This window comes from Streptomyces sp. NPDC033136, from assembly GCF_055578235.1.
The window spans coordinates 58594-70684 of the sequence record NZ_JBVIPD010000001.1 but is presented as its reverse complement, the minus strand read 5'-3'; the positions used below and the strand labels follow the sequence as shown (position 1 = coordinate 70684).

General features: G+C 73.0%; 8 protein-coding genes, 2 tRNA genes, 1 other RNA gene and 1 pseudogene. 8 read left to right on the top strand and 4 right to left on the bottom strand.

Going from position 1 to position 12091, the window contains the following annotated elements:
* The first annotated feature begins 91 nt into the window (after window positions 1-91).
* Together ACZ5TL_RS00360 and ACZ5TL_RS00355 are read left to right on the top strand one after the other, a co-directional pair.
* On the top strand, window positions 92-394 hold the full coding sequence (locus tag ACZ5TL_RS00360; protein WP_468586124.1) for a PPC domain-containing DNA-binding protein: 303 nt from the start codon (window positions 92-94) through the stop codon (window positions 392-394).
* A gap of 171 nt (window positions 395-565) precedes the next feature.
* A pseudogene (locus tag ACZ5TL_RS00355) lies at window positions 566-787 on the top strand (site-specific integrase); the annotation flags it as partial.
* Between the two features lie 79 nt (window positions 788-866).
* On the opposite strand, the gene ACZ5TL_RS00350 reads toward ACZ5TL_RS00355, so the two are convergent.
* Window positions 867-954 (bottom strand) — tRNA-Ser (locus tag ACZ5TL_RS00350).
* A gap of 73 nt (window positions 955-1027) precedes the next feature.
* On the opposite strand from ACZ5TL_RS00350, the gene ffs reads away from it, so the two are divergent.
* The 6 genes from ffs (at window position 1028) to ACZ5TL_RS00320 (ending at window position 10032) form a co-directional block, all read left to right on the top strand.
* Window positions 1028-1122, top strand: an RNA gene (gene ffs / locus ACZ5TL_RS00345) — signal recognition particle sRNA small type.
* Between the two features lie 48 nt (window positions 1123-1170).
* A complete protein-coding gene (locus ACZ5TL_RS00340) occupies window positions 1171-3666 on the top strand; it encodes a DNA polymerase III subunit gamma and tau (protein WP_468586122.1) in 2496 nt (831 codons plus the stop codon).
* Between the two features lie 137 nt (window positions 3667-3803).
* Window positions 3804-5054: a phosphoribosylamine--glycine ligase gene (gene purD / locus ACZ5TL_RS00335; protein WP_468586120.1), complete on the top strand. Its 1251-nt coding sequence runs from the start codon at window positions 3804-3806 to the stop codon at window positions 5052-5054.
* A gap of 326 nt (window positions 5055-5380) precedes the next feature.
* A complete protein-coding gene (locus tag ACZ5TL_RS00330; RefSeq protein WP_468587042.1) occupies window positions 5381-7225 on the top strand; it encodes a hypothetical protein in 1845 nt (614 codons plus the stop codon).
* 362 nt (window positions 7226-7587) lie between these two features.
* Window positions 7588-9063 (top strand): N,N-dimethylformamidase beta subunit family domain-containing protein, encoded by a 1476-nt coding sequence (locus ACZ5TL_RS00325; protein WP_468586118.1) that lies wholly within the window; start codon window positions 7588-7590, stop codon window positions 9061-9063.
* A gap of 69 nt (window positions 9064-9132) precedes the next feature.
* On the top strand, window positions 9133-10032 hold the full coding sequence (locus ACZ5TL_RS00320; protein WP_468586116.1) for a phosphoribosylaminoimidazolesuccinocarboxamide synthase: 900 nt from the start codon (window positions 9133-9135) through the stop codon (window positions 10030-10032).
* Window positions 10033-10086: 54 nt separating this feature from the next.
* On the opposite strand, the gene ACZ5TL_RS00315 is transcribed toward ACZ5TL_RS00320, so the two are convergent.
* The 3 genes from ACZ5TL_RS00315 to ACZ5TL_RS00305 form a co-directional block, all read right to left on the bottom strand.
* Window positions 10087-10162, bottom strand: a tRNA-Gly gene (locus tag ACZ5TL_RS00315).
* Window positions 10163-10184: 22 nt separating this feature from the next.
* On the bottom strand, window positions 10185-10805 hold the full coding sequence (locus tag ACZ5TL_RS00310) for a response regulator (protein WP_468586114.1): 621 nt from the start codon (window positions 10803-10805) through the stop codon (window positions 10185-10187).
* Window positions 10802-12085 carry a sensor histidine kinase gene (locus ACZ5TL_RS00305; RefSeq protein WP_468586112.1) on the bottom strand — a complete coding sequence of 428 codons (1284 nt, stop codon included), beginning with the start codon at window positions 12083-12085 and terminating at the stop codon, window positions 10802-10804. Before ACZ5TL_RS00305 ends, ACZ5TL_RS00310 begins: the two co-directional genes overlap by 4 nt.
* Window positions 12086-12091: the final 6 nt, after the last annotated feature.

Genomic DNA, 12091 nt, shown 5'->3' with positions numbered 1-12091 from the left:
GGGTGCGGATGGTGGGCGGCCTGCCATCCCGTGGACCGCTGGTCGGCGTCCCCGACCGCTCTTCATCGGAGCCTTTGAGGAGGCCGAGATCGTGGGTGCCTGCGAGAAGCTCGCCGACCCGGACGCACCGGTCTGGGCGAAGACGTACGTCACCAACGTCGAGGCGTTCGGCGCGGGCACGATCGCCCACGACCCGGCCACCGGCGGGATACTTCCGCACATCCACGTCTCCGCCGGCCTGAAGGCCCAGTCGGCCGACGGCAGGACGAGCCACCTCCTCAGCGCCAAGGTCCAGTTCCTCAGCGAACTGCTGATCGTGGAGGTCACGTCGCCCACGATGACCCGGCCCCGGAACCCCGACCTCTACGACGTCCCGCTGCTCACGTTCGGCTGACCGGCAGGAGCCGGCGGAGCCAGGGATGGCCGGGCGCGATCACCTTGATCGCGTCCGCCAGCCAGGCACGTGCCGGAGCGTCGAGCAGCGGCAGTTACCGCTTCGAAGTCGGTCTCGTCCTTGTCCCGGGTCGCCCTGGCCTTGTAAAAGAGCTGCACCTCGGGTGCGAGCGCTGGCGTACGAGACGGCCGTCTCCATGACGCTCGCCACACCGCAGCCACCGTCCTACTGATCCTCGGCGTCCCGGACGTCGTGATCGACTCGATCATGAGTTGGGAGCCCGGGGGAGCGGCTCGGATGCGCGCCCGCTACATGCACGTGACGGGGACCATGCTCCGCAAGGTCGCGCAGCAAGTCGGGGACGCGCTGTGGGAGCTCCCGAAAACGAACTGAGACGGAAACTGAGACGGACAACGTCGAAGGGCCCCACCGCGAACGGTGGGGCCCTTCGACATCGTGCCCGGTGAGGCACTGGCGGAGGATACGAGATTCGAACTCGTGAGGGGTTGCCCCCAACACGCTTTCCAAGCGTGCGCCCTAGGCCTCTAGGCGAATCCTCCGCCGGAAACATTACATGACCGAGAGGAGTGCTCGCGAACTCGTTCCCTGCCCCCGACATCAGGTAGCCTTGGCGCAGCCCCTCACGCGGCGCTATCTGACTGAACTCCCCCAGGGCCGGAAGGCAGCAAGGGTAGGTTGGCTCTGGCGGGTGCGTGGGGGGCGTCTGCGTTCCCGGGCGGGGCCCGATGTCAGTGGGCGCCTATAACCTCGTATGCGTGTCGTCTCTCGCTCTGTACCGCCGCTACCGCCCGGAGACCTTCGCCGAGGTCATCGGGCAGGCGCATGTCACCGACCCGCTGCAGCAGGCGCTGCGGAACAACCGGGTCAACCACGCGTACCTGTTCAGCGGGCCGCGTGGCTGTGGCAAGACGACCAGCGCGCGGATCCTGGCGCGGTGTCTGAACTGCGAGCAGGGCCCCACACCCACCCCGTGCGGTGAGTGCCAGTCCTGTCAGGACCTCGCGCGCAACGGCCCCGGTTCCATCGACGTCATCGAGATCGACGCCGCTTCCCACGGTGGCGTGGACGACGCCCGTGACCTGCGGGAAAAGGCCTTCTTCGGGCCCGCCCGCAGCCGGTACAAGATCTACATCATCGACGAGGCCCACATGGTCACGTCGGCAGGCTTCAACGCGCTGCTCAAGGTCGTCGAGGAGCCCCCGGAGCATCTCAAGTTCATCTTCGCGACCACCGAGCCCGAGAAGGTCATCGGGACCATCCGGTCCCGGACCCACCACTACCCGTTCCGCCTCGTGCCACCGGGGACGCTCCGCGAGTACCTCGGCGAGGTGTGCGGCAAGGAGAAGATCCCCGTCGAGGACGGAGTGCTCCCGCTCGTCGTGCGTGCCGGTGCCGGATCCGTGCGTGACTCCATGTCGGTCATGGACCAGCTGCTCGCCGGGGCCGCCTCGGACGGTGTGACGTACGCCATGGCCACGGCCCTCCTCGGGTACACGGACGGCTCGCTCCTCGACTCCGTCGTCGAGGCCTTCGCCACCGGGGACGGGGCTGCCGCCTTCGAGGTCGTCGACCGCGTGATCGAAGGCGGGAACGACCCCCGTCGTTTCGTCGCCGACCTGCTGGAGCGGCTGCGTGACCTGGTGATCCTCGCCGCCGTCCCGGACGCGGCGGAGAAGGGGCTCATCGACGCCCCCGCCGACGTGGTCGAGCGCATGCAGGCCCAGGCCGGCACCTTCGGCCCCGCCGAGCTGAGCCGGGCGGCCGACCTCGTCAACGAGGGGCTGACCGAGATGCGCGGCGCCAACTCGCCCCGTCTCCAGCTCGAACTGATCTGCGCCCGCGTCCTGCTCCCCGCCGCCTACGGCGACGAGCGGTCCGTCATGGCCCGCCTGGACCGGATCGAGCGCGGTGTGAACTTCTCCGCGGGGCCCGCCGCGGGCATGCCACCCATGGGCTACGTCCCCGGGCCCGAGGGCCACCACCACGAGGCGCACGGGGGAGCGGCAGCGGCTCCCGTCCCGCCCGGCGGCGGCCCGGCCGCGGCCCGGGCTGCGGTCCGTGCTTCCGGAGCACCCGGCAGCGGGAGCGGTGGCGGGACCGGCGGGAGCGGTGGTGGTCCCGGTGGCCCAGGCAGTGGCGGCACCGGCGGGCCCGGCACCGGCGGTGGTACGGCGGCCGCTGCGGGGCATGCCCCTGCGGCAGCGGGCCAGGCCGCGCCCCCGCAGGGGCCCGGTACGCCTGCGGAACACGCTCCCGGTGCCCCGGGAGCTCCCGCCGACGCCCCTGCCGACTCCAGCCCCGGCACCGGGACACCCGCCCAGCCCGGCGGATCTTCCCAGGCCGCCCAGCCGCCCCGGACACCGGCCCCGTCCGGCCCGGCCCCCGGCGCCTGGCCTACCGCCGCCTCCGCGGGCAGCGGCGGCCGTCGCCCCGGCGGCTGGCCCACGTCGGCCCCGGGGGCGCCCGCCCCGGGGGCCCCCGCAGCGCGCACCCCCGCGCCCAGCGGCCCCGGTTCCCCGGCCGAACCCCCGGCCCCCGCCCAGGCAGCCCCGGCCCCGGCCCCGGCCTCGACTCCGCCCCCCGCCGGCGGCCTCGACCCCCGCATGCTCTGGCCGAACATCCTGGAGGCCGTCAAGAACCGCCGCCGCTTCACCTGGATCCTGCTCAGCCAGAACGCCCAGGTGACCGGCTTCGACGGCACGACCCTGCAGCTCGGCTTCGTCAACGCGGGCGCGCGGGACAACTTCCTGAGCAGCGGCAGCGAGGACGTGCTGCGGCAGGCGCTGGGCGAGCAGTTCAACGTCCAGTGGAAGATCGAGGCGATCGTCGACCCCTCCGGTGGCTCGGCGCCGCCGGCACCGGGAGGCCCGTCCGGCTTCGGCGGTGGCGCCCCCAGCGGCTACAACACCGAGGGAGGCGGTGGTGGCTACACCGGCAGCGGCGGCGGTGGCGGTTACAACACCGGCAGCAGCGGCCGCAGCGGCGGAAGCGGCGGTACGGCGACCGCGCAGCGCCCGGCCCCGTCCCAGCCGGCGGCGGCGTCCACCCCCGTCCAGAAGCCGAGCGGACCCTCCTCCGCCCCGGCCGCGCCCGTCCCCCAGCCCTCCGCTCCGGAGCCCCGCCATGTCTCCGTCGAGGAGGACATCCCCGAGGACGACGACCCGGACCTCGACGAGTCGGCCCTCTCAGGCCAGGAGCTGATCGTCCGGGAGCTGGGCGCGACAGTGGTGGAGGAGTTCTCGAGCGAGTAGCCCGGCCGAGTGGCCCGGAGGGGGCGGCTCAGCCCTGGAGAGCAGCGCCCTTTTGTAGGAACCTCCAGCTCCGCATCGCCACCCGGTTCGGAAGCCCGCACAAAGCGAACCCGCCGTCTCCCGTTAGGCTGATCCACGTGAAGGTCCTCGTCATCGGCAGCGGCGCCCGCGAACACGCCCTGTGCCACTCCCTGTCCCTCGACCCCGACGTCACCGCGCTGCACTGCGCCCCCGGCAATGCAGGCACCGCCGAGGTCGCCGAGCTGCACCAGGTCGACGCCCTCGACGGCGCCGCCGTCACCGCGCTGGCCACGCGGCTCGGCGCGGAGCTCGTGGTCGTCGGCCCTGAGGCGCCCCTGGTCGCCGGTGTCGCCGACGCCGTGCGCGAGGCGGGCATCCCCGTCTTCGGCCCGTCCGGCCAGGCCGCGCAGCTCGAGGGCTCCAAGGCCTTCGCGAAGGACGTCATGGCGGCGGCCGAGGTGCCCACCGCGCGGTCGTACGTCTGCACGACACCGGAGGAGGCCGCCACGGCCCTCGACGCCTTCGGCGCTCCGTACGTCGTCAAGGACGACGGGCTCGCCGCCGGCAAGGGTGTCGTCGTCACCGACGACATCGAGGCGGCCAGGGCGCACGCCGCAGCCTGTGAACGCGTGGTCATCGAGGAGTACCTGGACGGCCCCGAGGTCTCCCTGTTCGCCGTCACCGACGGCGAGACGGTCGTGCCGCTCCAGCCCGCCCAGGACTTCAAGCGCGCCCTGGACGGCGACGAGGGCCCGAACACCGGCGGCATGGGGGCGTACTCCCCGCTGCCGTGGGCCGACCCGAAGCTGGTCGACGAGGTGCTGCAGACCGTCCTGCAGCCGACCGTGGACGAGATGCGGCGCCGCGGCACGCCGTTCTCCGGCCTGCTCTACGCCGGTCTCGCGATCACCTCCCGGGGCGTGCGCGTGATCGAGTTCAACGCCCGCTTCGGCGATCCGGAGACGCAGGTCGTCCTGGCCCGGCTGAAGACCCCGCTGGCCGGTCTCCTGATGGCCGCCGCCACCGGCAACCTCGCCCACCTGGAGCCGCTGCGCTGGAGCGACGACGCGGCCGTGACGGTGGTCGTCGCCTCGCACAACTATCCCGGCACCCCGCGCACCGGCGACCCGATCACCGGTCTCGACGAGGTCGCCGCCCAGGACGCCCCGCACGCGTACGTGCTGCACGCCGGCACCAAGCGGGACGGCGACGCGATCGTCAGCGCGGGCGGCCGCGTCCTGTCCGTCACGGCCACCGGCAAGGACCTCACCGAGGCCCGCGACCGCGCCTACACGGCCGTCGGCCGCATCCGCCTCGACGGTTCCCAGCACCGCACGGACATCGCCGCGAAGGCGGCGGGCGCGTAACCGACCCCACGCGCGGAGCGGGGAAACCACCCCGCCGCCGATGAACCCCACAGGCCCCGGATCCGTCTCAGGATCCGGGGCCTGAAGTGTTCTGTCGGTGGGCCCGACCCCCGCTGTCCGTCATCCACCTCTCCCCAAAGCCATTCCATCGAGTGACCGATGCCCTATCCGGCTGACGGGGGGCGAAGCCCCAACTAGGGTGCGGCGCAAGCGTTCCGGCACTTGGCCCACCGGCATTGCGATGTCAGTAGCGGGTGCCACAGTGGGGGAGTGAGCAAGGAAAGCGTCAGGTCAACGGGGAGGGGGTGAGGTCGGTCGTGACCGGAATGGGTGTGGAGGCAGGAGCGCGGGCCGCGCGGGTCCGGGCGCTGATCGTGCTGCGCATCCGCAGCCGCGCACTGGCCGTCGCCCTGCTGCCCGCCGCCGTCGCCGTGATCCTGCTCGCGGGCGCCGCCGGCGACCGTCTCGAAGGCCCCGTCTGGGACGCCGCACGCTGGGCCCTGACGCCGGTCGCCGTCCTCGTGCTGCTGGCCGCCGCCGGGGTGGCCCTGGTCGTTGCCCGGGCCCGGCCCGCCATGACCCCGACCGTCCCGATCAGTGCGGAGGCGGCCCCCGATCTGTACCGGATGGTGCGCGACCTCGCCGACCGGCTCGACGTCCCGGCGCCCTCCGCGATAGCGCTCACCCCGGACTGCGACAGCTGGCTGGAGGACCGTACGCACCCGGCCCACGGACCGCCCCCGGCCGAGGAGCACCACGACATAGCCGGCCCCGGGCGGCACGCGCACCGCCGGTACCCCGTCGCACCGGTCCTCGTCATCGGCTCTCCGTTCCTGTGGTGGATGCGGGTCGGCGAGCTGCGTGCGGTGCTCGCCCCGGTCGTCGCCGGTACGGGCCCCTCGGCCCACCCGGACATAGCCGCCGCCCGGCGCTTCGTCCGGGGCCTGGACGCCGCGGTGGCCGTGACCTCGGCGCCCCGTCGCGATCCGGTGTCCCGGGTGGTGCTCGCCGGGGTCGGCTGGGTGGCCCGACTGCTGCTGCGCAGTTGCCGCGGCCATGCTGCCGAGATGGAGCGGGGCGTGGCGGCCTCGGCCGCGGAGCGTGCACAGGCTGTGGATTACGGACTGCGGATCGTCGCCCAGGAGCAGGTGGGCCTGGCGTACGCGGGCTGGGACCGGCTGCTGACCCGGGTCGCGCTGCCCGCATGGCGGATGGGCCGCTGGCCGTCCCGGCTGGACGCGGGTGTGGTCGCGGCGCTCACGGAGCTGTCCCGGCGCGACCGCCTGGCCGAGGGTTTCGCGTCCCGTCTCGGCGAGCGGCCCGCCTGCGATCTGCTCGAGGAGCCGGGCACGGTCGACGAGGCCGCCTCCCTCCTCGCCGCCCGACTCTTCCACGGCGGCCCCGCCGGGCCCGGGCCCGACTGGGCGCCAGTGGGCTGGAGCGAGTATCCGGAGGAGGTAGTGGACCGCAAGTGGCGCATCGACGCGGCCCGTCTCCATCGCGTCCTGGACACCATGGGTGTCCGCCCCGTCACCGGTCCCACGGCCCCGGCCACCGGCGCCCCGACCCTGTCCCGCGTCCTCGACCACCTGACCGACACGGCTTCCGCGTGGCCGAGCGAGAACACCGGAACCGGTACGGGCCCCGCAGGCACCGGCCTCAGAGCGGGCACCGACCCGGCCGGCACGACCCGCACTCCGGCTCCCGCCGACGACGAAGACTTCGCCGACACCACCCCGCGCAGCGCCACCCTCGCCGCCCGCCTCAGCGCGGAGCTGGCCCGCGAGGAAGCGACCCCGTCCCCGGCCACCCCGTCCCAGGCCACCCCGTCCCCGGCCGACGCGCCACAGGCCTCACCCGCCACCCCCGACCCCGCCGCCCTCTGGGACGACCGGGCTCTCCCGCTCTTCCCCCTCCAGCCCCCGCGCACGGCCCGCGAACTGCTGGCCGACCACCTCACGGCGATGGTGTGCTGCGCCGCGATGGACACCGCCGACGCGACGCCCGGCCTGGACTGGCTGGACGGCCCGACCCTCCTCGTCGACGGGGAGCGCACCGCCGACCTCGCGCCAAAGGTCCTCACCCTGATCGAGGACGGCGACGCCACGCCGCTGCGCGCCTGGCTGGCCGAGCTGGGGATACGCCCCGAGAAGCCGGTCAGGCTCGCCTGACCGCAGCCGGTTCCCCGACGGAGCCGCACCTTCCGCTTCTGGCCAATTCGAAACGAACAGTAACGAAGTGCGCGCTTTATGTGATGTGCTTGGACCGTTCGGGCGCATGGCAAGGGCTTGCGGAATACGACAAGCACATAGGCACGAAGACGGCGCACGCACCGCAGGCGCCGCACCCACCGCATGAGGTTCCACGAAGCGCACGGCCCACGAGACCGCAACACTGCACAGACTGCAACACCGCAAGGTCCGCGAGACCGCACTCACCGCAACGCCGCGCGGTCCGCGACACCGCACACACCGCGACACCGCACACACCACACCGGGACGCACGACCACGGGGGCAAGGGGAGGGGGCGACCATGGGTTCGGAGCAGATCCGCCGCTGGGAGTCGGGAGCACTGGCGCACGCCGTGACGGATCCCTTCGGGCAGGGCCCCGTGCCGTGGCTGCGCGGCAACGTGACGTACTTCGACGACACCGGTCAGGTCGTCCCCTGGTACATGGACCAGGACGGGCCCCGCCTGCCGAAGAAGGGCAGCCACTCCGGCGGGCCCCGCGCCGCCGACGACGTCAACCGCCAGATCAAGGGCTTCACCTCCACCGGCGCGGTCGGGCCCGGCGAGGCCATCGACTTCCACATCACCGTCGACCCGCCCCAGGAGTTCGGCGTCGACATCTACCGCATCGGCCACTACGGCGGTGACGGCGCCGCGAAGATCACCACCAGCCCGCGCCTGTCCGGCATCGTCCAGCCCCCGCCGCTCACCGCGGACCGTACGGTCTCCTGCCACCACTGGTGGCTGTCCTGGCGCCTGCAGATCGCGTCGTACTGGAACACCGGTGCGTACGTCGCCGTCCTCACCACCGCCGACGGTTATCGCTCCCACGTCCCCTTCACCGTCCGGCACGACCAGCCGGCGGACCTGCTGCTCGTCCTGCCCGACGTGACCTGGCAGGCGTACAACCTCTACCCGGAGGACGGCCGCACCGGCGCGAGCCTCTACCACGCCTGGGACGAGAAGGGCCGGCTGCTGGGCGAGTCCGAGGCCGCCACCACGGTGTCCTTCGACCGCCCCTACGCGGGCGCCGGCCTCCCCCTGCACGTCGGCCACGCCTACGACTTCATCCGCTGGGCCGAGCGCTACGGCTACGACGTCGCCTACGCCACCGCCGCCGACCTGCACGCGGGCCGCGTCGACCCCGCCCGCTACCGCGGTCTGGTCTTCCCGGGCCACGACGAGTACTGGTCGGCCGGCATGCGCCGGACCGTGGAGGACGCCCGTGACACCGGCACCTCGCTGGTCTTCCTCTCGGCCAACTCCATCTACTGGCAGGTGGAGCTGGGCCCCTCCCCCTCCGGCGTCCCCGACCGCCTGCTGACCTGCCGCAAGCGCAGGGGCCCGGGCAAACCGGTGCTGTGGCGGGAGATCGACCGGGCCGAGCAGCAACTCATCGGCATCCAGTACGCCGGTCCCGTCCCCGAGCCGCACCCGCTGATCGTGCGCAACACCGGGCACTGGCTGTGGGAGGCGACCGGGGCGCACGAGGGCGACGCGATCGAGGACCTGGTGGCGGGCGAGGCCGACCGCTACTTCCCGCGCACCCCACTGCCCGAGCACGAGGAGCGCGTGCTGCTCGCCCACTCCCCGTACCCCGACAGGGACGGCGTCCTCCGCCACCAGGAGACGTCCCTGTACCGTGCCCCCTCCGGCGCCTGGGTCTTCGCAGCAGGAACGTTCGCCTGGTCCCCGGCCCTGGACCGCCCCGGCCACGTCGACCCGCGCATCCAGCGCGCCACGGCGAACCTCCTGGACCGCATCTGCAAACGCGACTGACCCGCTGTCGGTGATCAAGCTCGCATACGGGAGAATCGAGCCACTCGTACAGAACCACGGGGAGGAACCGTGTCCGGATTCGTCGAAAAGCCCGAGCCGCTCCAGATTCCGGGCCTGGTGCATCTGCACACCGGCAAGGTGCGCGAGCTGTACCGCAACGAGGCGGGCGACCTCGTGATGGTCGCCAGCGACCGCATCTCCGCGTACGACTGGGTACTGCCGACCGAGATCCCCGACAAGGGCCGGGTCCTCACGCAGCTCTCCCTGTGGTGGTTCGACCTCCTCGCCGACCTGATTCCGAACCATGTCCTGAGCACGGAGCTGCCCGCCGGCGCCCCCGCCGGCTGGGAAGGCCGCACGCTGGTCTGCAAGTCGCTCCGGATGGTCCCCGTGGAGTGCGTGGCCCGCGGCTACCTCACCGGCTCGGGCCTCGCCGAGTACAACGAGACCCGCACGGTCTGCGGCCTCGCCCTCCCCGAGGGCCTGACCGACGGCAGCGAACTGCCCGCCCCGATCTTCACCCCGGCCACCAAGGCCGAGGTCGGCGAGCACGACGAGAACGTCTCCTACGAGGAGGTCGCCCGGCAGGTCGGCGCGGAGACCGCGGCCCAGTTGCGCCAGGCGACTCTCGCCGTCTACTCCCGGGGCCGGAACATCGCCCGGGAGCGGGGCATCATCCTCGCGGACACCAAGTTCGAGTTCGGCTTCGACGGCGACTCCCTGGTCCTCGCGGACGAGGTCCTCACCGCGGACTCCTCCCGCTTCTGGCCGGCCGACCAGTGGGAGCCGGGCCGGGCGCAGCCGTCGTACGACAAGCAGTTCGTCCGCGACTGGCTGACCTCGCCGGAGTCCGGCTGGGACCGCAAGAGCGAGCAGCCGCCGCCCGCCCTGCCCCAGCAGGTCGTCGACGCCACGCGCGCCAAGTACGTGGAGGCGTACGAGCGCCTGACCGGCACCAGCTGGACGTAGACCGGCATGGAGGACACGGAGAAGCCCCCCGGCCGGAACCGGGAGGCTTCTCGCTGGAGCGAACGACGAGGTTCGAACTCGCGACCTCAACCTTGGCAAGGTTGCGCTCTACCAACTGAGCTACGTTCGCATGCGCCGTGGCGCGACAACCACTATACCCAACCTCGCTCCCGCGCGAGCCGCACCGCCGCGTGCCGGTTCTCGGCCCCCAGCTTCGACACGGCCGACGACAGGTAGTTCCGCACGGTCCCCTGCGACAGCGCGGCCCGCTGCGCGATCTCCGCGACGGGCGCCCCGTCGGCGGCCAGTTCCAGCACCTCGGCCTCCCGCGGGGTCAGCGGCGAGTCCCCGGCGGCGATCGCGTCGGCGGCCAACTCGGGGTCGACGTAACGGTTCCCGGCGTGCACGGTCCGGATGATCTCGGCGAGCCGCTGCGCGCTCACGGTCTTCGGCACGAACCCCCGCACCCCGGCCTCCAGCGCCCGCTTCAGATGCCCGGGCCGCCCGTGGCTGGTGACGATGAGCACCTTGCAGGCGGGCAGTTCGGCGCGCAGGGATGTGGCGACCTTCACACCGTCGGCGCCCGGCATCTGGAGATCCAGTACGGCGACCTCGGGCCGGTGCGCCCGGGCCATCGCCAGCGCCTCCGGCCCGGTGGCCGCCTCGGCGACGACCATGAGGTCGTCCTCCAGCGAGAGCAGCGCGGCGAGCGCCCCCCGGATGAGGTGCTCGTCATCGGCGAGCAGCAGCCGGACGGGTTCCACGGCCGTCACGGCGTGACCTCACTCGTGGAACGCGCGGCGACGGCCGCCGGGGCAGCGTCGGTGGAGGCGGACCGCGACGGCAGCGGGACCTCCACCGTCAGCCGGAACAGCCCTCGCCCCGCGGGCCCGGCCTCCAGCGTGCCGTCGATCTCAGCAAGCCGTTCCCGCAGCCCGGCGAGCCCCGAGCCGGACGGTCCGCCCCCGGACTGCGTCCCGGACTCGCTCACCCCGTCGTTCTCCACGGACAACACCACCCGCCCCTCCAGCACCCGCAACCGCACGGCACACCGCCGCGCGTCCCCATGCCGCAGGACGTTCGTAGCGGCCTCCCGCACCACCCACCCCAGGGCGGACTGCACCGCCGCCGGCAGCCCGGCCGCCGTCGCCCCGCCGACCGTGCAGTCGATGCCGGCCGCCGCCAGTACCCCTTGCGCACCGGCCAGTTCCGACCCGAGGTCGGCCTCCCGGTATCCGCGCACGACCTCGCGTACCTCCCGCTGCGACTCCTGCGCGAGCCGCTGCACCTCGACCATCTGCGCCACGGCCTCCGGCCGCCCCCGCTGGGCCAGCTGCACGGCCAGCTCGCTCTTGAGGGCGATCACGGCGAGGTTGCGCCCCATGACGTCGTGCAGGTCCCGCCCGAACCTCAGCCGCTCCTCGGCGACGGCGAGCCGGGCCCGGGTCTCACGTGCCTCGTCGAGTTCGTAGACGGCGTTGAGCAGCCACACGGAGAAGACGGCCGTGAAGGCGATGAACACGCCGCCGACGAGCACGATCAGCGCGGTGACGAGCGCCGCGAGCGCGGAGGCGCCGAGCGCGAACGCCACGGCCCAGGCGCCTGCCGCGAAGCCACCCGCGATGGAGAACGCGCGCCGCCGGTCACGGACGCCGAGCGCGATGATGCCGGGACCGAAGACCAGGATCACTCCGAAGACGCCACCGGCGGCGGTGTCGACGTCCTCGCCGTCCGGTCCGAGCTCGACGAGGCCGATCGCGGCGGCGGCGATCGCCGCGGTGACGGCGGCCAGTGTCCACATCAGTCCGGTGGGCTGGGGCCTGCGGCCACGCGTCCAGTCGATCGCCCGTGACACGGTCACGAAGCAGAGGGCGGCGTGCAAGGCCACCATCAGCAGGGCGGCACCACCCAGCCGTGCCCCGAGCGGGGCCACGGACGTGAGCCCGACGGAGAAGAACTCCATCACCGCGAAGAAGTGGAACGACCACCGCGTGTACGTCTCGACCTTCTCCGGCGTGCTCTTGTGCCGCCACCACCTGCCCGGCGCGCGCATCGGCCC